General features: G+C 42.6%; 20 protein-coding genes. All 20 read left to right on the forward strand.

The window, feature by feature from the left end:
• Positions 1-5 precede the first annotated feature (5 nt).
• The gene (locus NSB25_RS05620) at positions 6-1,073 is read left to right on the forward strand and encodes a tetratricopeptide repeat-containing glycosyltransferase family 2 protein (RefSeq protein WP_103238497.1); all 1,068 of its coding nucleotides are present in this window, start codon (positions 6-8) and stop codon (positions 1,071-1,073) included.
• A 185-nt stretch (positions 1,074-1,258) separates the two neighbouring features.
• Positions 1,259-2,914 (forward strand): exosporium glycoprotein BclB-related protein, encoded by a 1,656-nt coding sequence (locus NSB25_RS05625; protein WP_103238439.1) that lies wholly within the window; start codon positions 1,259-1,261, stop codon positions 2,912-2,914.
• Positions 2,915-3,377: 463 nt separating this feature from the next.
• Positions 3,378-4,559, forward strand: a complete 1,182-nt coding sequence (locus NSB25_RS05630) for a tyrosine-type recombinase/integrase (RefSeq protein ID WP_103238440.1) — start codon at positions 3,378-3,380, stop codon at positions 4,557-4,559.
• A 231-nt stretch (positions 4,560-4,790) separates the two neighbouring features.
• Positions 4,791-5,579, forward strand: coding sequence for a transcription termination/antitermination NusG family protein (locus NSB25_RS05635; RefSeq protein WP_103238441.1), 789 nt, complete (start codon positions 4,791-4,793; stop codon positions 5,577-5,579).
• Between the two features lie 309 nt (positions 5,580-5,888).
• Positions 5,889-7,301 carry a DegT/DnrJ/EryC1/StrS family aminotransferase gene (locus NSB25_RS05640; protein WP_103238442.1) on the forward strand — a complete coding sequence of 471 codons (1,413 nt, stop codon included), beginning with the start codon at positions 5,889-5,891 and terminating at the stop codon, positions 7,299-7,301.
• Positions 7,302-7,332: 31 nt separating this feature from the next.
• Complete coding sequence (locus NSB25_RS05645) at positions 7,333-8,190, forward strand: aldolase/citrate lyase family protein (protein ID WP_103238443.1); 858 nt, start codon at positions 7,333-7,335, stop codon at positions 8,188-8,190.
• 4 nt (positions 8,191-8,194) lie between these two features.
• Positions 8,195-8,779 carry a sugar transferase gene (locus NSB25_RS05650; protein WP_103238444.1) on the forward strand — a complete coding sequence of 195 codons (585 nt, stop codon included), beginning with the start codon at positions 8,195-8,197 and terminating at the stop codon, positions 8,777-8,779.
• 71 nt (positions 8,780-8,850) lie between these two features.
• Positions 8,851-9,807, forward strand: coding sequence for an ATP-grasp domain-containing protein (locus NSB25_RS05655; protein ID WP_103238445.1), 957 nt, complete (start codon positions 8,851-8,853; stop codon positions 9,805-9,807).
• Between the two features lie 10 nt (positions 9,808-9,817).
• Positions 9,818-11,038: a CDP-glycerol glycerophosphotransferase family protein gene (locus NSB25_RS05660; protein WP_103238446.1), complete on the forward strand. Its 1,221-nt coding sequence runs from the start codon at positions 9,818-9,820 to the stop codon at positions 11,036-11,038.
• A gap of 39 nt (positions 11,039-11,077) precedes the next feature.
• Positions 11,078-12,103 (forward strand): glycosyltransferase family 2 protein, encoded by a 1,026-nt coding sequence (locus tag NSB25_RS05665; protein WP_172454963.1) that lies wholly within the window; start codon positions 11,078-11,080, stop codon positions 12,101-12,103.
• A 2-nt stretch (positions 12,104-12,105) separates the two neighbouring features.
• The gene (locus tag NSB25_RS05670; RefSeq protein WP_103238448.1) at positions 12,106-13,152 is read left to right on the forward strand and encodes an EpsG family protein; all 1,047 of its coding nucleotides are present in this window, start codon (positions 12,106-12,108) and stop codon (positions 13,150-13,152) included.
• Positions 13,153-13,219: 67 nt separating this feature from the next.
• A complete protein-coding gene (locus tag NSB25_RS05675) occupies positions 13,220-14,389 on the forward strand; it encodes a polysaccharide pyruvyl transferase family protein (protein WP_103238449.1) in 1,170 nt (389 codons plus the stop codon).
• Positions 14,370-15,905, forward strand: a complete 1,536-nt coding sequence (locus NSB25_RS05680; RefSeq protein ID WP_103238450.1) for a lipopolysaccharide biosynthesis protein — start codon at positions 14,370-14,372, stop codon at positions 15,903-15,905. Before NSB25_RS05675 ends, NSB25_RS05680 begins: the two co-directional genes overlap by 20 nt.
• Before the next feature lie 131 nt (positions 15,906-16,036).
• On the forward strand, positions 16,037-17,230 hold the full coding sequence (locus NSB25_RS05685) for a Coenzyme F420 hydrogenase/dehydrogenase, beta subunit C-terminal domain (protein WP_172454964.1): 1,194 nt from the start codon (positions 16,037-16,039) through the stop codon (positions 17,228-17,230).
• A gap of 82 nt (positions 17,231-17,312) precedes the next feature.
• Positions 17,313-18,431 (forward strand): N-acetyl sugar amidotransferase, encoded by a 1,119-nt coding sequence (locus NSB25_RS05690; protein WP_242982307.1) that lies wholly within the window; start codon positions 17,313-17,315, stop codon positions 18,429-18,431.
• Between the two features lie 23 nt (positions 18,432-18,454).
• Positions 18,455-19,498, forward strand: coding sequence for a sugar phosphate nucleotidyltransferase (locus NSB25_RS05695; protein ID WP_103238453.1), 1,044 nt, complete (start codon positions 18,455-18,457; stop codon positions 19,496-19,498).
• A 3-nt stretch (positions 19,499-19,501) separates the two neighbouring features.
• Positions 19,502-20,119, forward strand: coding sequence for an acetyltransferase (locus tag NSB25_RS05700; protein WP_103238454.1), 618 nt, complete (start codon positions 19,502-19,504; stop codon positions 20,117-20,119).
• A 51-nt stretch (positions 20,120-20,170) separates the two neighbouring features.
• Entirely contained in the window at positions 20,171-20,467 is a 297-nt protein-coding gene (locus NSB25_RS05705) for a PglD-related sugar-binding protein (protein WP_242982308.1), read from the forward strand.
• A gap of 250 nt (positions 20,468-20,717) precedes the next feature.
• Positions 20,718-21,713, forward strand: a complete 996-nt coding sequence (gene neuB, locus NSB25_RS05710) for an N-acetylneuraminate synthase (protein ID WP_103238455.1) — start codon at positions 20,718-20,720, stop codon at positions 21,711-21,713.
• A complete protein-coding gene (gene neuC, locus NSB25_RS05715; RefSeq protein ID WP_103238456.1) occupies positions 21,710-22,879 on the forward strand; it encodes a UDP-N-acetylglucosamine 2-epimerase in 1,170 nt (389 codons plus the stop codon). The genes neuB and neuC overlap by 4 nt, the downstream gene beginning before the upstream one ends.
• Positions 22,880-22,886 lie beyond the last annotated feature (7 nt).

Here is a 22,886-nt window from a genome sequence, read left to right on the forward strand (position 1 = left end):
AGAGTATGCCTACCATAAGCCTTTGTATGATTGTCAAAAATGAAGAGAAGCATATCGCGCGCTGTCTGGACAGCGTGGCGGGACTGGTGGATGAGATTGTCATCGTAGACACCGGTTCCTCTGACCGGACGGTGGAGATAGCGTCCCGGTATACGCCCAGGGTCTATTCGTACCCATGGAAGGATGACTTTTCGGATGCCAGGAACCATGCCTTTTCCAAAGCCACCATGGACTACTGTATGTGGATGGATGCCGATGACGTCCTGGAGGAGGCGGAGCGGGCCGGATTCCTGGAGCTGAAGCAGACCCTGCCGCCGGATACGGATATGGTGATGATGAAATACAACACTGCCTTTGACGAGGCCGACCAGCCGTCCTTTTCCTATTTCCGGGAGAGATGGATCAGGAACCGGGCCGGATTTCGCTGGGTGGGCGCTGTCCATGAAGTGATCCCGCCAAAGGGCAGGACCATATATTCCGACATCGCCATCAGCCACAGGAAAGAGGGGGCCGGGGATCCGGACCGGAACCTGCGGATATACCGCGGGATGATCGCGGAGGGAAAGTCCCTGGAACCGCGGCAGCAGTATTATTATGGAAGGGAGCTGTACTACCACGGGGAATGCGAAGAGGCTGCCGCTGTGTTCGAGAGGTTCCTTCTGGAAGAGGACGGGTGGATTGAAAACAAGATTGAGGCATGTTCCGTCTGCGCCGGCTGCTATTACCGACTGGGACAGGAGCAGGCCGCGCTTTCGATGCTCCTGCGCAGCATGAGCTACGACCTGCCGAGGGCTGAGCTGTGCTGTGAGATTGGGAAGCACTTCCTGGAACGGGGAAACTGCCGCATCGCCGTCTACTGGTATGAGGCGGCGCTGAATACGCCCAAAAGAGAGCGCTCCGACGGGTTCGTCCAGCCGGATTGCCATGATTATGTCCCTCTTCTGCAGTTGTGCGTATGCTATGACAGATTGGGAGACAGGCAGAAGGCAATGGAATACAACGAGCGGGCGGGCGCCTGTAAGCCTTATTCCCAGGCGTATCTTTACAATAAACAGTATTTTGGGAGCCTGTGATTCCCGCGGGCAATGAGCCAAGCGGATGCGTCAGCATCCATTTGGCGAATGCCGCGAGGGTCTCATGGGAGGATTTTTCAGGCGGATTTCGACATAGTGTGGCAGATTTCCCGGCAGTGCATAAATTATTTGTAGAAAAAGACATGATAAGTGCCTTTTTCGAAAAAAGAAAGGAAGTGTTTTAGATGAATCAAAATAATTCATGTAACTGCCATCAGAATCAGTGTCATTCCCCCTGCTGTGAACGCGGTCCTGCGGGCCCGAAGGGTGACCAGGGTCCTGCGGGCCCGCAGGGAATCAAGGGTGATACCGGCTGTCCCGGTCCCAAGGGCGACAGAGGGGAACCTGGTCCTATGGGCCCCCAGGGACTTCCCGGTGCTCCCGGCGCAAGAGGTCCCAGAGGAAATACAGGCCCGGTAGGACCTACCGGAAACACAGGTCCGAGAGGCTGTGATGGCCCCAGGGGCTACGCAGGTCCTCAGGGCATCCAGGGTATCCAGGGTGTCCGCGGGGATGTGGGTCCCAAGGGCGATCCGGGCTGTGAGGGTCCCAAGGGGGACGTAGGTCCCCAGGGGCCGGCAGGTCCTGTGGGTCCTGTGGGCCCGGCAGGCCCCCAGGGTGATGCAGGTCCTCAGGGTCCCAGAGGGATTCCCGGTCCTGCCGGCCCCACCGGTGCAACGGGTCCCATGGGGCCTCAGGGTGTCACCGGCCCCCAGGGTATTCAGGGTGAGATTGGTCCTGTCGGCCCCCAGGGACCGAAAGGCTGCCCGGGGGATGAAGGTCCGATGGGAGCGACGGGAGCAGCCGGTGCAACAGGTCCGACGGGAGCGACAGGAGCAACGGGAGCAACAGGTCCGACGGGAGCCGATGGAGCAACGGGAGCGACGGGTCCGACAGGAGCAACAGGTCCGACGGGAGCCGATGGAGCAACGGGAGCGACGGGTCCGACGGGAGCCGATGGAGCAGCCGGAGCGACAGGAGCAACAGGTCCGACGGGAGCCGATGGAGCAACGGGAGCGACGGGTCCGACGGGAGCCGATGGAGCAACGGGAGCAACAGGTCCGACGGGAGCTGATGGAGCCACAGGGGCAACAGGAGCGACGGGAGCCGATGGAGCGACGGGAGCAACAGGTCCGACGGGAGCTGATGGAGCCACAGGGGCAACAGGAGCGACGGGAGCCGATGGAGTAGCCGGCGCAACGGGTCCGACGGGAGCCGCCGGAGCAACAGGTCCGACGGGAGCCGATGGAGCAACAGGAGCAGCCGGAGCCACGGGTGCAACAGGCCCGACAGGAGCGACGGGTCCTACAGGTATCGCAGGCACAGGAGCCATCATCCCCTTTGCGTCAGGGCTTCCGGTCTCTCTGACGACAATTGCCGGGGGCCTTGCTGGTCTTCCTGCCTTTGTGGGCTTTGGCAGCAGTGCGCAGGGCCTTACGCTGTTGGGGGCCACGATTGATATCACGAATGCCGCTGGAACTCTTTCCAATTTTGCGTTCCAGGTTCCGCGGGCAGGCATCATTACTTCGTTCAGCGCATTCTTCAGTACGACAGCGGCCATTTCCCTGGTAGGCTCCACTGTCACGGTTAATGCACAGGTTTATCAGTCTGCGACTCCGAATAATGTATTTACGCCCATTGCCGGAACGCTGATCAGCCTGACGCCATCCCTTTCCGGAATTATATCCGTCGGGACATTGCTGAACGGCACTCTTACGGGGCTCAACATTCCGGTGACAGCCCAGACACGGCTGATGCTGGTATTTTCAGCGACAGCCAGCGGACTGTCTCTGCTGAATACAGTTGCTGGATACGCAAGCGCCGGCTTGAGCATCAACTGATATCATAGGATAAAATCAATAGAATCTATACAATGTATCACGGAGGTTCCGGTCATGGGAATCTCCGGGATACTCCTGTGGTGAATCGGCCATGAAATTTGGATATGGCATCTGGACATGGCCGGGAATGGTCACCCAATCTCCATTTTTAAAATGCATAAACAAAAACCGCTTTCCGGATCCGGACAAGCGGTTTTTAGTATCTCAAAAAGGTATATTTTTCGCAGAATATATAAGTCTGCGAAAGGGATTTTATGACATACGAATACAAATGACATGTTACACAAGATTTGCAAGCTTGTCAATACCAAATTTCAACATTGAGAGAAGCCAGTAGCAGTCAATTGGAGAAGTAATAACTTTTGAGAAAAATATTTTTATACTTTCTTTTTTGAACAGCTGTCGTAACCTATTAGCTATATAGCTCTTGTGGCTGTATTACTATGATACGAGGAGGTAAGATATGGCTAGAATTGGCAAAAACGTTTATTTTCGCTGTTCAACGGGAAAATGGGAAGGTAGATTCGTAAAGGGCAGGAAAAGCAACGGGAGGCTCTGGTACGGTTATGTGTCCGGAATGACTGAGGCTGAATGCACAATGAAGCGGGATCTTGCGGCAAAAAACTTTGAGGAGGAGCGAAAACAGGCCGGGATGGGGGACAGACTCCTATTTACAGCAGTGGCATCGCGATGGCTTGCTTCGGAAGGCAGAACAAAGAAGGACTCAACCATTTGTAAATATCATAACAATCTCAAGCTTCATTTGAATCCGAGATTTCAAGGCAGGAGGTTTACTGAAATTACGCGGGAAGAGGTGACGGATTATATCACTGAACTACAGATGAAGGGTGGCGACAGCGGTAACGGAATGTCCCACAATACGGTAAAGGGTATTTTATCCGTTTTACGCTCGGTTTTAGAATACGGCGAACGACAACACCATCTTCCGGCTGCAAATCTTACCAGACTTTCTGTCGGTGACTCGGAAAACCTTCCGCTTCGTGTTCTTACGGAAAATGAAGAAAGAATGCTGCTGGATTACATCCTTTCCAACCTGGACAGTGATGGATTGGGTATCCTGCTTGTGCTCTACACGGGGCTGCGCCTTGGAGAGCTCTGCTCTCTGCACTGGGATGATATTGATTTAAACGAGGGAACAGTTTTTGTTCATACTACTATGAAACGTATCCAGACACCGAACAATCCGAAATGCAAGACTGAGGTGTCTATCACATCACCAAAGAGCAGAAAATCCATTCGCACCATTCCTCTTCATGATGATATTCTCAGCCTGTTAGGAGAAAGAGCCGGAGTCAGCGGTTCTTTCTTCCTGACAGGGGCGAAAGATGCCTACATAGAGCCGAGAACAATGGAGAACCGTTTCAAAGCGATTATCAAGACAGTTGGGATTGCCGGTGCTACTTTTCACACACTGCGTCACACCTTTGCCACGCGGAGTATAGAAAATGGCGTTGACGCAAAGGTCTTAAGCGAATTCCTTGGTCATGCCAGCGTGAAGCTTACTCTTGACCGATATGTACATCCCTCTGAAGGACAAAAACGTAAGAACATTAATGTGCTTCCGGGATTCAGAAATAAGCTTGAGTTAAAGACAGATGAAATCCGACGAGAAAGAAATTCATGAAATTTGTAATTCTGAAAGCACATCTGAATTTATAATAGACTGATAAATCGACTGATTGGCTGATTTTTTTCGCTGATGAGATCTCAGGAGAAGTGTCTGAAATAAAAGACACGAAGAGTTTTTCGCAGACTTATATATTCTGCGAAAATCGGAGCTGACATTTTATTCGGAATACATCCCGAGAGCAGCTGACTTCCAGCTGAAAAATATTGATGAAGAGATGAGGAACTGATGGGAAATGGCGGTAAGATGCGCTATTATGTGCTTTTTACACAGACCTTGAAGCAGTGGGATGTGACAGAGACAATAAGAAAGACACTTCCGAAAGGGCGGGGCACAGTATTCTATCCGTGCGTGGAACTTTGGATGGGAAGCCTGGGACAGACGGTTGTGGAGGCACTTTTTCCAGGGTATGTGTTTATACGTTCCGACATGAACCAGAATGAGATGTCGGATTTTATGAGAGATTGCAGGAGAGAAGTGCACTCATTCATAAAGGAACTCCACATAGGAGAAGGAAGGACTGGCGGAGCTGCCGGAGTGACTTCTGTCGATGGGGAAGATGATACTTTGAATGCTTTGAATGACAATGAAGCGGAACTGTTGGACTTTATGTTGGGATTTTCCACGGAAAGTGTGGAGAGGCAACATTTCGGGGAAGAAAGCGATGCAGCAGGGAACGGAACAGAGGCGGGGCAAAGGAACTGCCGCAGAAAGCTGCCGTCTGCCGGTGTTGTAGGTATGTCCTATGGCTTTCAGGAGAAAGACGGAAGATATGTTGTTATGGAGGGGCCACTGAAGGGGCATGAGGATCGTATCGTGGATGTGAATCTCAGAGATCGCAGGGCATATCTGAATTTGAAAGTGGGCGGGCGTCTGGCCAGGGTTGGTTTTACGATCAGGGGGAAGAAATATTGGTTTCCTGAGAACAGGGCGGCATCAAATGTACTGGAGGATGGGACTGTGGTGAATTGCCACGATGTGGCTGCAGCAATGATGCGTCATATGAGTAAGAAATAAGGATTCTAGAGAGTTGTAAAGAGGTGGATGTATGAGTTAGCTGAGAAGATTGCAGAAAAATGGCTGAAGGGCGGTCAAATGCGGTATGCACAGGCCTGACCTGGATTCCAGTCATAGCACGCTTTCCTTGAGCATGGAATGAGATTCGAATACTTTGTAATAGAATCTTTCTCCATGGATGGCGAAGCTATGCCTGGAGAAGGTCATTCAAATACAGGAAGAGTGTGGCATTGCCATGCTTTTTTATTTTGCAGATCGGATACAGTTTTCATAAAGTTGTAAACTCCGTCAGGAGGGAAAGAGGCTGAGATGACGGAAGCGAGAAAGAAATGGATCAGAGAACAGGCAAGATTCCAGGGCATTTTTGACAGGAAGATTTATAAAGAGAGTATGTTCGGAAAAAAGATACCTTTGTCATCATCCATGATATATGAAGAAGAAAAGGTGTTTACAGAACAGATATTTGAAACGGAATTTAGCAGCAGGCAGACAATTCGGCTGGAAGAAGAACTGGCAGGATATATGGGAGTGAAGTATGCGGTTGCACTGAATTCCGGACAGGCAGCGCTGCATCTGGCATTGAAAGTCGCTGCGGAAAAGCTCTATGGCAGTTCTACAGGTATTCTGACTCCCGATGGCCTCAGAGGCGGTTCTCTGTATGGAAAAAGAGTGTTTTGTTCTGATCTCACGACTTTTGACATGGTAAATCCAATTGTATTCGAGGGAGGCGCGCCTGTCTTTATAGACTCGTCTGAGGACACTGACTGGTCCATGGATCCGGAGGTGCTGGAGCTGGCGTTTGAAAGATATCCTGATGTAAAAATCGTTGTCATGAATCATGTGTATGGTTTTCCCGGACAGGCGTTGAAGATACGACAAATCTGCCATGAACACGACGCATTGCTTGTAGAATGCGCAGGGGAGGCAATTGGAGCTGAATACCTGGTAGAAGAGGGGGAGACAGAAGGCGGTATCTGGGAGAAGACAGGGACCCTTGGCGATTATTGTGTGTTGGATTTTGGCAGGGGCAGGATGATTGGGCAGTCCGGAGGCGCATTCCTGACTAAGGATTATTATGCTTCTGAAAAGGTGAGATACTGGGCTTCCGGAGCGAAAGCAGCTACCTTTTGGAACCAGCACGAAGAGCTGGGATACAGCTGTCTGATGGACGAGTTTGTTGCTGCAGTGCTTCGGGGACAGCTGATGCATATAGACGATATCATAGAAAAGAAAAAGCAAATTTATGACAGATATGTTGAAAAACTGGATGAGTCTATAGCCTGCGTGATACCGGTTCAGGACGGGACGAAGCCAAATTACTGGATCACAGCCATGACCTGCGAAAGCAATATACAGTTTATGGAGACTCGCAGTGACAGGCAATATACCTATGAAGATATCCACGGAACGGCTGCACCCATGGAAATATGCGAAGCTCTGGACGCATTCAATGCGGAAAGCAGGCCGGTCTATAAGCCTATGAGCATGCAGCCGGTGTTCCGAAATAACGAGCATTTTACTTTGGACGGGCCTTGGCGGATGTATGAGAACTTCCGAAATGATACGTTCTGGCCGAGATGCGACATGGCAAAGCAGTACTATGAGAGCGGGCTCTGCCTGCCGAGTGATGCCGGGATGACAGAAGAAGAGCAGGACAGGATTATAGAGATTATCTGTGCATGCTATGACAGAGCAGATCTGGAGAGGGTGGCGTGGGTGTGAGAGCGATGGAGAAAGCAAAGGGGGATGAAATATGGCTTTAAAACTAATGTATATCACGAACCGGCCGGATGTAGCTCGAATAGCAGAAAGTGCAGGAGTAGATCGAATATTTGTAGATATGGAATATATTGGGAAAGCAGAACGACAGCAGGGGATGGATACGGTTCAGTCGCATCATACTGTTGAAGACATTTATGCTGTAAAAGATGTTCTGTGCAGGGCAGAACTCCTTGTAAGAGTGAATCCTATCCATGGGGATGTGGATGGATGTGGTTCCTCCGGGGAGGAAATTAATGCAGCCATACAGGCAGGTGCAGATATACTGATGCTGCCGTATTTTAAGACAGCAGGTGAGGTGGAGGAATTTATCCGGCTGGTTGACGGACGATGCAGGACTATGCCGCTGTTGGAGACACCGGAAGCGGTTGCTGCTGTGGACGAAATCCTGGCGCTGGACGGAATAGATGAAATTTTTGTTGGACTCAATGATTTGTCACTGGGGTACAGGAAGAACTTTATGTTTGAACTGTTGGCGGACGGGACAGTGGAGACCCTTTGTCTGAAATTTCGTCAGAAAGGAATCTCTTATGGGTTTGGAGGAATTGCCAGACTGGGACAGGGGATGCTCCCGGCGGAAATGATAATCAAGGAGCATTACCGTATGGGGTCCGGCTGTGTGATTTTATCCAGGAGTTTTTGCAATGTAGAGCAGATGGACAATATAGATGAGATACGTCATATTTTCACAGAAGGAATGCAGGCGGTCAGGGCACAGGAAAAGGAGTGCGAAGAGCATAGCAGGTATTTTTTCGAAAACGTGTCAGGTGTAAAAAGCATTGTAGGAAAGATAGTTCAGATAGCGGAGACGAGAAGGAAGACCGGAGTGTAAATGAATGATGAAAACAGGAGAGAACAGTTTCTATGTCAGATATGGAAAGAATATTTTTGACAGGTTTTTTGCCTTTTTATTTTTGCTGCTTTTTTGGTGGCTTTATCTTTTGTGCGCTCTGTTGGTATGTTGTGACTCCGGTTTTCCGGCTGTATATACACAGGCCAGAATGGGAAAAGGTGGAAAAACTTTTTCGATATATAAATTCCGAAGTATGGTAAAGAATGCAGATCGGATAGGGCCGGCATATACGACTCAAGGCGATACGAGGATCACAAGGATAGGAAGAGTTCTTAGAAAAACCAGTTTAGATGAGCTCCCTCAGATTTTTAATATTTTAAAAGGTGATATGTCATTTGTCGGTTTCCGCCCGGACGTAGTACGGGAAGAAGATGATTATTCTCAGGAAAAGTATCTGATGAAACCGGGGATTACAGGTCTTGCACAGGTAAATGGGAGGAGTAACCTGACAGAAAAAGAAAAACTGTATTGGGAGAATCTTTATACGTCCAAAGTATCTTTTTTAACAGATGTAAAAATTATTGCTAAGACACTTGCTGTTGTACTAAAAAAGCAAGGGACTAATTAAAAAATGCATGGAATATTTCGAAATGAAATGCTATGCCGGGTATTGAAAATGAATGAAAGGCGGATGCTGAGATGGAAAATGAAGTAATTGGACTGATTGCTGGTATCAGTGGTGAAATTTTAACAGAAAAGCTTCATAAAAAAGGAAAAAGAGTTGCTCTTATTGAGGGAAAACCTGGTGAGTCAGGGGAAGAGACAGCTGATTTTGTATGCAGAGCGGATTTACGTCAAGTAGATAAAATTGATTCTTTTTTTAAAGAGATGGGAGTCAAAAAGGTTGTTATAGGTACGGGACATATTCTGGCATTGGAACTATCAAGAGATCTTGATGAGCGGGGATATCTTTTATCCAATGATCCAGCTGCCAGTCTGCTTGCAAAGGATAAGATCCGATATAAAGAAGCCTTAATGGCACAGGGAATTAATACGCCCAAATTTATAAGAATAAGTCCCAGAGAAGAAATGCCGGATACCCAAAAAATTATAGATTATTTAGGGTTGCCCTGCGTTGTTAAATCGCCTGTTGATAAGGTGCTTCCGCAGAAAGCCAACAATGTAGATGAGCTTGATGCAGCGATACTGGAGATACTGGGAAAAGATTCTACAGTTCTTGTGGAAGAATTTGTGAGAGGAGTTGATGTTACAGTTCCTGTATTGGTAAAGAAGACAGGGGCGGAAGCCATTATTGTAAGCTATTATAGTAAAGCGCAGGAGTGTCATTTAAAGGGATTTACGTCTAATGACAGCAGAAGGGAAAGCCTGACGCCTGAGATGGAGACAGAAGTAAAAAAATATTGTGAGCAGGTGGCCTTGAAAACAGGGATGAAAGGCCTCTGTCGCATAGACGCGATGGTTGTTCCTGATAATATGAGTTGCTGTATCTATATACTGGAAGCTAATTCTGTAATGGTGACAGGCATACATGAAAATCAGATGGAATATGGCAGGTTCTTCCTTGAAAGGGAAGGCGTCGATTTTGCAGATATTTTGATAGAGACAACGATGGATAAATTTGAAGATTACAGGTGAGGACAATGCCATGGAGGAAGAAAAAAGAAAGATTTTATATATTTCCTATGGTGGGGGCCATGCGAATCTTGTCAGGCATACTTATAATGAACTGTCTCAGATTTGTTGTTATGAGCAGAAAGTGATCGCCCTGACTGTTGCGGGAAAGGTTTTTGATGGATGTGGGATACCATATTCTTTAATTGAAGATTATATAGATCTGTTTCCTTATAAACAGGATATTCTGACTTACGGCAATGAATTGGCAGCTTTGGCCTTTCGGGCAGATGCGGGAATCTTGTATAGTGACTTGGTGGCTTATCTGGGGATTGGATTTTGCGATTTGCAGGAGGAACTGGGTGAAAGTGAGGCCAGAGAAGCATATGCGGAAAAAGGCAGGAAAGCTTTTTGTCCAGTTCGATCAATGGAATTAATTATTCAACAGGAACAGCCATCAGTTTTGGTAATTACCTGCGGAGTGCGAATGGAAAAGGCGGCAGGTATCGCTGCAAATCGACTGGGGGTTCCTGTGGTTAGGATTGCGGATTTACCGGTATTTGAAGATTCAGGATGCAATTGCATCACTTGTGTGATGAATGATTATGGAAGGGATTTCGCAAATCGGAAGTTAAAAGTGCCTCTGTCTAATATAGTTGTTACTGGTCAGCCTGTGTTTGAGGATAATGTAAAAGTCAGCAAGAATGAACTGGAACAGTGCAGAGAGTTGATCAAGGCAGACCGATATGAAAAAGTGATCTTATATTTGGAACAGCCTGGTTTGCAGGAAACTGGCCAGGTAGAGGACTATCTCAGTAGAGTGGCTGAAAAATGGAACAAGTATCTGTTCCTTATAAAGTTGCATCCGAATCAGACCCAACAGAGAGAAGAAAAGTTCCCAGATAATATGCTTTTCCTTAAGGATTATCCTTTGAAAAATCTGCTTTATATATGCGATGTAGCTATAACGAGGGATTCTACAGCGGGGATGGAGGCTGCGCTGGTTGGTAAACCGCTTATTTCTCTTATGCTAAGCGCGGCAGATATAGATTATTCTGAATATGGTATTTCAATCAAGGTTGAAAAACTTGAAGAATTAGAGAAAGCAATTTTAGCCTGTATTGAATCTGACAGTAAGGAATGCCGGCAACTGGCTAAGGGGCGGGAGACTTTTCATAATAAAGAGTTTGCAGCCGCCAATATTGCTGAGGTCATTAAAAGGGTTTCCGTACCATTCAAATATATCAATTTATGAATGTTTTTTGAGATGACTTTTGACATTAAGGGTGCGTTTATGGAAAAAAATATAAAAGTAAGCATAGTTATTCCTGTTTATAATGTGGAGAAGTATCTTGGCAGATGCCTGGACAGCCTCCTTTCACAGTCGCTGGAAGAGATAGAGATCATTGCTGTAGATGATATTTCAACGGATAATTCATATGCTCTTTTAAAACAGTATGAAGCCAGGAATCCTGAAAAAATCAGAGCGTTTCGACTAAGCGAAAAAGGACGCCAGGGTGCTGCCAGAAATTTGGGGATTCGGGAAGCAAAGGGAGAATATATAGGATTTGTTGACAGCGATGATTACGTTGAGAAGGATATGTATGACACATTGTACCACCTGGCCAGTGACCTTAAAGTGGATATGGTGTATGGGGGATTTTATGAAGATTTTGGAGAGTTTAAAGAAATTGTACCAAACAGATCGGATTTAGGAGGAGAAAGCAGTAAAATAGAAATATCTGTAGAAAATCGGGAAGACTTTATAAGTGACATGCGATCTTTTTGCAGTTGCCTTTTCCGAGCGGAATTACTGAATGAGGAGAGTATATATTTTCCGGAGCGTTTGGCTTATGAAGACAATTACTTTGGAGTTGTTGTAAAGTACTTTGTCAAAAGTTTTGCATATACAAATAAGCCTTTATATTGCTATAACAAAAGAAATGCAGAGTCAACTACATCTGTACGAAACTCAACACACCATTTGGACAGAATGAAAACGGCAGATATGGCTTTGGATTTTTTTAAAGGCAAAGACGATTATGACCAGATACGAGATGCGGTCGAATATATTTATTTAGAGCATTATTACATACATACTGTTTCAACCATCATATTTTATTATGATGAAATTAATTATGAGCTGATACAAAGGGTCAGGGATAAATTCCTTCAAGAATTTCCGGAATATAAGAGTAATCGCTTTTATGTTCAGAAGTTTGGAAGGCTGAAAAGAATCATTTTTCAAGTGAATGAATGGTCTCCCCGTATTTACGCAAATATCTATAGGCTGTTTAGAAAATTTAGCGGAAGAGGATAAAAATGATATATGTTGCTATTTTTGCTTTATTATTCATGATATCTTTATGTGAAATTAATTTCGCCATAGACCGTAAAAATAGATTATTTATTTGTTGTTTGTTTTTTTTGACAGTATTTATAGGTGGAAGATTTAACAACGGTGCAGATTATGAAAGATATCAGGCGATATTTACGGTGATTGAGGTCAGTAATTTCTGGAGGTTTGATGATCCAGGGTTTTCCGGGATTGCGCTTGGATTAAAGACAGTTGGATTTTCTCCTTATTTTACTTTTCTGGTTTTTGCGGCAATTCAAGTTTGCCTAATAGGATATTGTATTGTTAAAAATTCGAAATATAGATTTCCGGCGTTGCTGGTATATTACTCTTTATATATGTTTCCGTTTGGCTTTAATGCAATTGCACAGGGAATATCGGTTGGAATAATGTTATGCAGCATAAAGGCCATTGAGAAAAAGAAGCTTATTAAGGTTGTAATCATGGGGGTATTAGCAGTTGCGTTTCACAGAATTGGTTTACTTATCTTCATGTTATATATTATATACAACATGAAAATAACCAGGAAAAAGCTGGTATGCTTCAGTATAGTATTATTTTTTGCGGCATGTTTCGTAAATTACTGTTTTGTCAATAATAGACTGACCACACTTTTACCCAGGGCTTTTCAGGAAATAATTCATTCGTATAATTCACAGTATGTAGAGCCTGTAGGCATTAGCAGTATTCTGGCAAGAGTGATTATGCTTGTGTTTGTATCATTTATGGCCAAACAATACGATATGGCTGAAAGAAGAGCATATTTAGTGTACCTGACAGGCTTTGCCGGATTTTTGTGTCTGGCTGCAAATGATTTATTGGCTACCAAGATTAATCTGTCAATCAAGATTATAGAAATAATATTGGTATGTGCAACACTTAATAAGGTTAAAGACAGGGAGACAAGGTCAATCATGTTGATGACTCTGTCTGTATTTTTATTTACAGTTGTGGCAAGCAGTGTGAGGCATCCGGATTTATACCCATATCATTCCTGGATATTTGGATGTTAATTTTTTATACACTCAGATGCATTACAATAAATGAGAATTACAGTCACATACAATAAAGGGAGTCTATATGCGGAGAGTTGGAATACTTACATTTTATTATAATGTCAGGAATTATGGTGCAATGTTGCAGGCATTTGCATTGTGCAAAACAATTACCGGATTGGGGTACGAATGCAGGCAAATATCATATGACAGGTTCATTTCCTCAAAGACTACATCGCAGCAAATCAAAGAGTATATCCGAAACAAGAAATTCATTAAGTTAATAAAAAAGGGTATGGCTGTTGCAAAGCGAAAAAACAGATGCCGAATTACAAAAGATTTGGTAATAAGGAATGAAATGTTTGATGAATTTATGCGTTTAATTCCTCATACGGTTCCATATACAGAGCAAACAATCGGTGAGAGTTTGGCACAGTTTGATATATTTGTGTGTGGAAGTGATCAGATATGGAATCCTGACTGGAGTAATGATGTGTTTTTTTTGAAGTTTGCAGGTCCTGCTGTTAAAATTGCCTACGCCGCCAGCATTGGGCACTCTTCTCTGACAGAAGGCTATAAAATGAAATTAGTGGAGGTAATAAGCGGCTTTGACTCAGTTTCTCTGAGAGAGCATCAGTTTGTGGAGGAATTGAGTACTTTGGCGGGAAAAAATATTAAATGTGTCCTGGATCCTACTATGCTGTTAAGAAAAGAAGATTATGAAAAAATATGTTCAGAGAACATTATAGATGGCGAATATGCATTAGTATATTTGCTGGGAAGCAATAAAGCAAATATAAGAACAGCCAGAAAAATAGGAAAATATCTTGGACTGAAGATTGCATATATTCCCTATGTGGGAAACTTCAGCTTAAATGATAAAAAGAACAGTGATTTTTTACTATGTGATGTTGGGCCCAGAGAATTTTTGAGCCTGATTAAAAATGCCAGAGTGGTTATAACAGACTCTTTCCACGCATGTGTTTTTTCTATTATTTTCCATAAAAATTTTTATTGTTTGGAAAGAAAGGAAAGTTGGCATAAGTTGACAATGGGGAACAGGATTTCTTCTTTATTGGGTGATGTCTCTCTAAAGGGACGATTGTTGAAATCATTTGATGATATTAACAATATTCCACCAATAAACTATGACTCAGTTGATTTAAAATTAAATGAATTGAGAAAGAACTCTATGAATTTTCTGAGACAATCTTTGGATAATGTGAGAAAAGAGAATGAGAAAAGGCAAGGCTAAACAGGAAATAGGCACAGGAGTCATATTTTCATATTTAAATATTTTTTTTCAACTGCTTGCGTATATTCTATATACACCTGTATCTCTTAAATATCTTGGTGACAGTGAATATGGTGTATATTCGTTGTGTACCTCCATCATGGCATCTTTGGGTGTAATTGAGATGGGGCTTTCAAGTGCTTACCTAAAATATTACGTGCAATATAGGGAAGAGGGAGGAGATAGTAATAAAATTGCAATTTTGAATGGAATGTTCATTTGTATATTTATGGTATTAGGGTTGATCGCACTGGGGTGTGGGATATTTGTGGCGTTATATCCAATACAAGTACTTGGAAATAAACTTACCGGGGCTGAAATTCTTATTGCTCAGAGACTGCTGTTTATTCTTGCTCTAAACCTTTGCATAATGTTGATTGGTGTTTTTTTCAGAACGAACATTATGGCAAATGAACGGTATAAAATGCTTAAGGGAGTAGATGCATTAAAAACCATAAGCAATCCGTTTTTGGGAATGATTGCGTTGATACTGGGATACAGATCTGTCACATTAGGAATTTTATCTTTGTTGATTACGTCATTTTGTGTATTTGTAAATGCAAGATATTGTGTAAAATACTTAAAGTTAAAACTTCGCTTCAAAGACATGGAATTTGGGCTGCTAAAAAAATATTTCGGATTTTCTTTTTTCATTTTTTTGCATACAATGATGGATCAGCTGAATTGGCAAATTGATAAATGGCTGCTTGCCAGATATGCGGGAAGTCTGGCCATTACCGTATATACATTGGGCTCACAGATCAATACAATATTCATCAAATGCAGTACTGCAATATCAGAGATGTTTGCAGCTAAGGTACATGTACTGATAGAAAATAACAGGGATGAAGAGCTGAATTCACTCTTTGCAAAAGTTGGAAGGGTACAGATTATTGTTATTTTATATATTTATTATGGGTTTATTATATTTGGAATGGCTTTCTTGCGCTTTTGGGCGGGAGAAGGCTACAATAATTCCTATTGGGTCGCAGTATTACTGATGACGCCTATTGTTATTTTATTATCACAAAATCTGAATATCGAAATATTCAGAGCTTATGAGAAGCACCGTATTCAGGCAGTTGTGAATTTTGGTATTGGTATTTTAAATTTTATTATCAGCATTCCTCTCTGTAAAAAATATGGGGAACTTGGATGTGCCTTGGGCACCATGATTTCTATGGGATTGGTGTACTATCCATTTACAAATTTTTATATAAAGCGGCATACAAAGATTAATTTAAAACAATTTTATACGGGTATTCTTCGGGTATTTGTTGCAACTATAGTACCTGTAGGGATTATATGGGGAGTAAGGCATATGATTGATATTTACAGGTGGGAGTACTTTATGTCAGGTCTTGTTGTGTATAGCCTGTTATATTTTGCTTCCATATATTTTGGCGCATTAAAATCAGTGGAGAGAGAGTACTTAAAAAGAAAATTAACAGGTGTGAGGTACGATAAAAAATATTAGAAAAGGATTTTATAATTAATGTAAAATACTGAGATATAAAGGTATCACTGTTATTCAAATAGGATAAATCCAATAGAACGAGATATTGACGGGGAAGAATGTTTATTTGTATTGATGGTGGAGGTATAAGTATGGTAACTGATAAAGTATCCTATAGTGAATGTGTAGGTTGTTCAGCGTGTGCAAATATTTGTCCCAAAGGAATTATTAGTATAAAACAAAATAATGAAGGATTTGAAGTCCCTATGATAAATTGCAGTGAGTGTATTCAGTGTGGATTGTGTGAAAAAGTTTGTCCAGGTCTTAATACAATAGTTGAGGGGGATTATCCTAAAAAAGGGTATGTTGTAAAGTCTAATGAACTTGCAGTAAGAAGGAATAGTTCTTCCGGAGGAGTATTTTTTGAACTTGCAAAACAGATAATTAAGCAGGAAGGTAAAGTTGTTGGGGCGATATTTAATGAGGAGAATGCAGTGGTTCACTACATAGCAACATTTTCTGATGATATTGCGAAGCTGAGACAGTCGAAATATGTGCAGAGCAGGAAAGGGAAAATTTTTTCAGAAATAAAAAGTGAACTTGAAAAGGGAACGGCGGTAATGTTTGTTGGTACTCCTTGTGAAGTGGCCGCATTGAAACTGTTTTTGGTAAAAAATTATGAGAATCTATTTACTTGTGACTTTATATGTAAAGGAGCTGCCTCTCCTAAGATCTATGAGGTATATTTGAAAGAACTTGAGAAGAAATATAAATCAAAAGCGAAGATAGTTAATTTTAGGGAGAAAAGCCTCGGATGGAGTAATTACTCTATAAAGATCGTATTTGAGAATGGCAGCGTTTATAAAAAGGACCGCTATCATGATTGGTATTTGCGAGGATATATAGAAGAAAACCTGTTCTTGAGAAAGAGTTGTTCTGCCTGCAAGTTTAAGGGTAATAACAGGTTTTCAGACATAACACTTGCTGATTTTTGGGGAGTAGGAAAAGTAAAACGAAAATGGGACGATGATTTAGGAACATCCTTGGTTATAACAAATACTGCTAAGGGTGAACAAATGTTAGAAGGTATATCTGATGAAATATTTGATGAACAGGTTCCTTTAGATATTGCATTAAAAGGAAATAGTACATATTATGATTCAATTATCCCAAGTCCCCACAGGGATTCTTTTTTTGTAGACATTGACCATAATTTGTTTTCAGAAACTGTAAAACAGTACGCATATAAAGGTTTCCCTGCTGAAATGAAACGGGAAGTGAGAAATAAATTGCATTGGATTGTCAGAAAAGGGAGGATTTTGATAAGTAAGATTGATTTTCAATAAATATAGGCATAAAAAATTTTGATTGTAGACAAATAATTTAATAATCTGGAGCAATTAATGATGCAAATAATAGGAGGAAAATATGATGTTTTATTGCAAAAAATGTGTAATGCCGAATACGAGACCCGGAATTACATTTAATGAAGAAGGAATTTGTTCTGCCTGCCAGGCTTATGAAAGGCGTAAGAAGATTGACTGGGATGCCCGTTGGAAGGAATTTGAAGCTATATGCGATAAATATCGCGGCATGAATGGAGCTGGACCTGACTGCGCAATTGCTGTATCAGGAGGCAAGGATTCTCATTATCAGGTTCATCTTATGAAAAATGTAATGCACATGAATCCAATTCTTTTTTCGGTGGAAGACAATTTTCCGATGACAAACGCAGGGGGGCATAATCTTAAGAATATATCCGAAGAATTTGGATGCAGCATTATCAGTATGAAACCGGATATACGCACACAGAAAAAGCTTATGCGGTACATGTTCGAAAAGTATGGAAAGCCCACATGGTATATTGATCGACTTATCTATACCTATCCTCTTATAATGGCAATAAAGTTTGATACGCCGCTGCTTGTATACGGAGAGAACGTCAGTTATGAATATGGCGGAGCAGATGCGAAAGAGACTTATTCTGCGAAAGATCAGCTAAACAACGGTGTGGCGTCAGGAATTGATGAGCAGGAATTATTAGATAATGCTGGAGTCACAGCACAGGACCTTTTTTTCACAAAGGCACCAAAGCAGAAAGAGTTGGACAAGCTGGATCCGATTTATATTTCCTATTTCACACAATGGAACAGTTTCAAAAATTATGAGTTCGCAAAAAAGCATGGTTTCCATGATCTCACTCACGAATGGGACAGAACACATCATGTAGAAAATTTTGACCAGGTTGACAGCCGAGCTTACCTGGTACATCCCTGGCTGAAATATCCTAAATTCGGCCATCAGTTTGCGACTGACTACGCTGCCCGGATGGTTAGATATGGCATGATTTCCAGGAATGCGGCAAAAGAACTTGTAAAAAAGCATGACGACAAGCTTGATCCGCTGTGTGTGAGAGATTTTTGCGAGTTCTGCGGTTATACGGAAACAGAGTTTTGGAGCATTATTGACTCATTATACAATACGGAGTTATTTGAAAAAAATGAGTATGGGAAATGGGTATTGAAGCATCCTGTCTGGGAGGAATAAAAAGATTAGTATGGTGATTATATATGGATAATTTTGATATGTTGGTTGGCAGCAGCCTGTTCTTGATTTCCGAAGCAATGCAAAGAATTGACCATAACGCGAAAGGCATTTTATTTCTGCCAGATGAACGGGGAATCCTTGCTGGATGCGTGACAGATGGCGATATAAGGCGTTTCCTTTTAGCCGGTGGAAAAATGTCCGATAACATTATGCAGGCAGCTAATCGTAAGCCTAAATTTGCACATACACTGACAGAAGCAAAGGAGATGTATCATGGACAGGATTATGTTGCCATTCCCATTATAGACAAGGAAGGAAAAATTACAGATATTTATAGCGGAGAGGACCAAAAAAGTAAAGAGAAAACGCCATTAAATATTCCTGTTGTGATTAATGCAGGAGGAAGAGGAACCAGACTGGATCCTTTCACACGGGTATTGCCCAAACCTTTGATACCAGTCGGTGATCTTCCTATTATTGAACATATTATGAAGGAATATCAATTGTACGGCTGTAATGAATTCCATATAATAGTCAATTATAAGCGAGAATTAATGAAGGCCTACTTTGCAGATAATGATAATCATTACAATATTATCTGGTATGATGAGAAGAATCCTCTTGGTACTGGCGGCGGGTTAAGCCTTCTTCGTGGAAAGCTAAAAGACACTTTTTTCTTTGCCAACTGCGATGCACTTCTTACAGCTAATTACGAGAGCATGCTGAAGTTCCATAGAGAGAATGGAAATATTATTACCATGATCTGCGCTTACAAGAATATTAATATACCATACGGCGTTGTGGAAATGGGAATAAATGGAACAATAAAGGATATGAGGGAGAAACCGCTCATATCTTTTTTGACGAATACAGGAATTTATATTGTTGAGCCGGAAGTAATCAATGATATAGAAAATAATGTTCCAATAGGATTCCCTGATATTGTTGAAAAAGAACGGCAAAAGGGGAAGCGGGTTGCGGTCTTTCCTGTCAGTGAAAAGGACTGGATGGATATGGGACAGCTTCCTGAATTGGAAAAAATGAGAATCAGACTATACGGAGAATAGTAAATGGAAGATATTGTTCTGATAGGCGGCGGCGGACACGCACTGAGCATAGCAGACACTATCATAAACGGGAAAAAATATAAGATTGTCGGATATACCGACGTGGCTGATGTTCGTAGTCCGCTTCGATATCTGGGGACGGATGAGATGCTGGAATGTTTATTGGATAGAGGAGTTATAAATGCTGCGATTACTGTAGGGTATCTGGGAAAAAGCAGCATAAGGGACAGATTATATTATAGGGCAAAACAGGCAGGATTTAGACTACCGAAAATTATCGATCCGAGCGCAGTCGTATCAGGGTCAGCGGATGTGGGCGAAGGGGTTTTTATCGGTAAGAATGCTGTTGTCAATGCGGGGGCAAAGATAGGAAAGATGTGCATTATCAACACAGGAGCAATTATTGAGCATAATAACCAGATTGGCGAGTATAGTCACATTGCGGTTGGAGCTACACTTTGTGGAGACGTACGAGTCGGGGAGCATACTCTGATTGGAGCAAATGCAACAATTATACAGGGAGCTCATATAGGGATGAATGCAATAATAGGAGCAGGAAGCGTTGTTATTGGGGACGTATCGGATGACAGCAGAGTTATCGGTGTGTGGGGGAGAATGTAACGACTATCTGAGAGATGTGGCTTTTATAACATATAAAGAATGTGAGGCCGCATGATGAAGAATATCGTTATAGTAGGCGCAAGTGAGTTTACGAGGGAAATAGCGTGGCTTATTGACAGGATTAATTCTGTAGAGACATATTGGAATTTTCTTGGTTATATAGATAATTGCATCAGTGATGGTAAGGTTATTGGTGATGATGCATATTTATGCAATTATTCCAAAGAGCTGCATGTTGTGATTGCCATAGCAGATACAAGAAAGCATTTTGACTGGAAAGGGAAATATTATATGTGTGGGTTCTATATTAACAATCGGAATTATAATTGGAGATTTTTGTATCATTAACCTTGATTGTATCATAGGTCACGAAGCGATTATTGAAGATTTTGTAACTGTCAATCCCGGTGTCAATATCCGGGCAATGCCAGACTTGCGAAAGGAGTCAGTCTGGGAACGGGGAGTCAGATTCTCCAGGGCCGATGTGTTGGTATGAATACAGTTATTGGAGCTGGTTCCGCAGTTTAAAAGGTTATACAAGTGATTGTACTGCTGTCGGGGGACCGGCAAAAATCATAAAGGACAGGAGAAAGTAACGATGCGGACATTGATCATTGCAGAAGCCGGGGTAAATCACAATGGCAGCCTGGAGGCTGCAAAGAAATTAGCTTTAACAGCAAAAAAATGTGGTGCGGATATTGTGAAATTCCAAACTGCAAAGTTGAATTCAATGGTTTCAAAGCATGCATATATGGCGGATTACCAAAAAAAGAATATTGGTGTGGAAATGAGTCAGCGGGATATGTTAAAGAAAATATTACTAACATATAATGATTTCATTGAATTAGCCGCATATTGCAAGGAGATTAATGTATGTTTTTTATCTACTCCTTTTGATTTGGAAAGTATTGAATTTTTGAAAAAACTTGGCTGTAGTATGTGGAAAATTCCGTCCGGTGAGATTACAAATTATCCGTATTTGGTTGAAATTGCGAGGACGGGGAAAGACATTATTCTGTCAACAGGTATGAGCACACTGCAGGAGGTAGATGATGCACTGGAAGTTCTGCAGGAGAATGGTGCGGGCAAGATAACACTGTTGCACTGTACGACAAATTATCCCACGCCAATGGAGGATGTGAATTTGAATGCTATGCTTACACTGAAAGAAAAATACGGTTGTGCAGTGGGCTATTCTGACCATACGAAAGGAATTGAAGTACCCATTGCGGCTGTGGCGCTTGGGGCTGAAGTTATAGAGAAGCACTTTACCCTTGATTGCCGCATGGAAGGCCCGGATCACAAAGCGAGTCTGGAGCCGGATGAACTGGAAGCAATGATCAGGGCCATACGCAATATTGAAAAGGCACTGGGGGATGGGATTAAAATACCTTCTGAATCGGAAAAAGCGAATATCGCTGTAGCGCGGAAAAGCATAATTGCAGCAGATAATATCAAGGTTGGAGATATTTTGACAAAAGAAAATCTGACCACGAAACGACCGGGAACAGGTATTAGTCCCATGAGGTGGAATGAGATACTTGGGACAAGGGCAATCAGGAATTTTGAAGAGGACGAATTGATAGAAATATGAAGAAAATAGTGATTCTCACAGCTACAAGAGCAGAGTATGGTTTGCTGAAGCCGATCATGGAAAAATTTCTGGATGATTCATATTATGACACACGAATTGTAGTTACCGGTATGCACCTTTCACCGGAATTTGGTATGACGGTAAGAGAAATAGAGACGGATAACCTGCCGATTGATAAGAAGATAGAAATCATTCTCAGCTCAGATACTCCAGTTGCTTTATCCAAAAGCATGGGGCTTGCTCTGATAAGCTTCTCGGAGTATTTTGAAGAATGTAAGCCGGATGCAGTCTTAGTTCTGGGAGATCGTTATGAGACGTTGGCAGTATGTTGTGCGGCGATGAATGCCAGAATACCAATTTTTCATTTACACGGCGGGGAGACCACTGAAGGAGCGATTGATGAGGCAATCAGGCACAGTTTGACTAAAATCAGTTACCTTCATTTTACAAGTACGGAGACTTATCGTAAACGTGTCATACAGCTGGGTGAATTTCCGGACCGAGTTTTTAATGTAGGGGCGATGGGGGTTGAAAATGCTGTGAATGCACGCTGTATGTCGGTATCAGAACTGGAAGAAAGCATTGGATTTGTACTTGGAGAAAAGTATGCAGTGGGAACTTTCCATCCGGTTACTTTGGAAAAGGCTACCGCTGGAAGGCAGATGGAGGAATTGTTTGCTGCATTGGATCAGTATAAGGATATACGATATCTTTTTACCGGGGCTAATTCAGATACGGATGGGAGAAATATCAATCAAATGCTGAAAGATTATGCGAAATGTAATGATAATTTCTGCTTCGTAGATTCCCTTGGAATAAAGCGTTATCTTAGTGCCTTGAAAAATTCTTTGTTTGTAATTGGCAATTCATCAAGCGGTCTTGTGGAGGCACCATCATTTAAGATTCCTACCATAAATATCGGAGATCGACAGCGTGGAAGAATATCCGGTGAAACAGTGATTCACTGTAAAACTGAGCGATATGCTATTGAGGAAGCTATTCATAAAGCTATGGACTGTTCGTTTAGAGCGGCAATAAAAAAAGCTGAAAATCCGTACGGTGACGGTCACACATCAGAAAAGATTGTAGAGATAATTAAGGACTGTTTTGTAAACGACCGAATAGACATCAAGAAGAAATTTTTTGATATTAATTTTACGATATAAGGTGAAT

It is taken from the genome of Acetatifactor muris (assembly GCF_024623325.1).
Lineage (GTDB): Bacteria > Bacillota > Clostridia > Lachnospirales > Lachnospiraceae > Acetatifactor > Acetatifactor muris.

What these genes read in the sequence shown, in the direction of transcription:
- NSB25_RS05640 (WP_103238442.1), top strand. Translation starts at nt 5,889, where the DNA reads ATGACGGAAGCGAGAAAGAAATGGATCAGAGAACAGGCAAGATTCCAG.
- neuB (WP_103238455.1), top strand. Translation starts at nt 20,718, where the DNA reads ATGCGGACATTGATCATTGCAGAAGCCGGGGTAAATCACAATGGCAGC.
- NSB25_RS05675 (WP_103238449.1), top strand. Translation starts at nt 13,220, where the DNA reads ATGCGGAGAGTTGGAATACTTACATTTTATTATAATGTCAGGAATTAT.
- NSB25_RS05630 (WP_103238440.1), top strand. Translation starts at nt 3,378, where the DNA reads ATGGCTAGAATTGGCAAAAACGTTTATTTTCGCTGTTCAACGGGAAAA.
- NSB25_RS05620 (WP_103238497.1), top strand. Translation starts at nt 6, where the DNA reads ATGCCTACCATAAGCCTTTGTATGATTGTCAAAAATGAAGAGAAGCAT.
- NSB25_RS05695 (WP_103238453.1), top strand. Translation starts at nt 18,455, where the DNA reads ATGGATAATTTTGATATGTTGGTTGGCAGCAGCCTGTTCTTGATTTCC.
- NSB25_RS05650 (WP_103238444.1), top strand. Translation starts at nt 8,195, where the DNA reads ATGATGAAAACAGGAGAGAACAGTTTCTATGTCAGATATGGAAAGAAT.
- NSB25_RS05685 (WP_172454964.1), top strand. Translation starts at nt 16,037, where the DNA reads ATGGTAACTGATAAAGTATCCTATAGTGAATGTGTAGGTTGTTCAGCG.
- NSB25_RS05670 (WP_103238448.1), top strand. Translation starts at nt 12,106, where the DNA reads ATGATATATGTTGCTATTTTTGCTTTATTATTCATGATATCTTTATGT.
- NSB25_RS05645 (WP_103238443.1), top strand. Translation starts at nt 7,333, where the DNA reads ATGGCTTTAAAACTAATGTATATCACGAACCGGCCGGATGTAGCTCGA.
- NSB25_RS05665 (WP_172454963.1), top strand. Translation starts at nt 11,078, where the DNA reads ATGGAAAAAAATATAAAAGTAAGCATAGTTATTCCTGTTTATAATGTG.
- NSB25_RS05655 (WP_103238445.1), top strand. Translation starts at nt 8,851, where the DNA reads ATGGAAAATGAAGTAATTGGACTGATTGCTGGTATCAGTGGTGAAATT.
- NSB25_RS05635 (WP_103238441.1), top strand. Translation starts at nt 4,791, where the DNA reads ATGGGAAATGGCGGTAAGATGCGCTATTATGTGCTTTTTACACAGACC.
- NSB25_RS05690 (WP_242982307.1), top strand. Translation starts at nt 17,313, where the DNA reads ATGATGTTTTATTGCAAAAAATGTGTAATGCCGAATACGAGACCCGGA.
- NSB25_RS05625 (WP_103238439.1), top strand. Translation starts at nt 1,259, where the DNA reads ATGAATCAAAATAATTCATGTAACTGCCATCAGAATCAGTGTCATTCC.
- NSB25_RS05660 (WP_103238446.1), top strand. Translation starts at nt 9,818, where the DNA reads ATGGAGGAAGAAAAAAGAAAGATTTTATATATTTCCTATGGTGGGGGC.
- NSB25_RS05705 (WP_242982308.1), top strand. Translation starts at nt 20,171, where the DNA reads ATGATGAAGAATATCGTTATAGTAGGCGCAAGTGAGTTTACGAGGGAA.
- NSB25_RS05700 (WP_103238454.1), top strand. Translation starts at nt 19,502, where the DNA reads ATGGAAGATATTGTTCTGATAGGCGGCGGCGGACACGCACTGAGCATA.
- neuC (WP_103238456.1), top strand. Translation starts at nt 21,710, where the DNA reads ATGAAGAAAATAGTGATTCTCACAGCTACAAGAGCAGAGTATGGTTTG.
- NSB25_RS05680 (WP_103238450.1), top strand. Translation starts at nt 14,370, where the DNA reads ATGAGAAAAGGCAAGGCTAAACAGGAAATAGGCACAGGAGTCATATTT.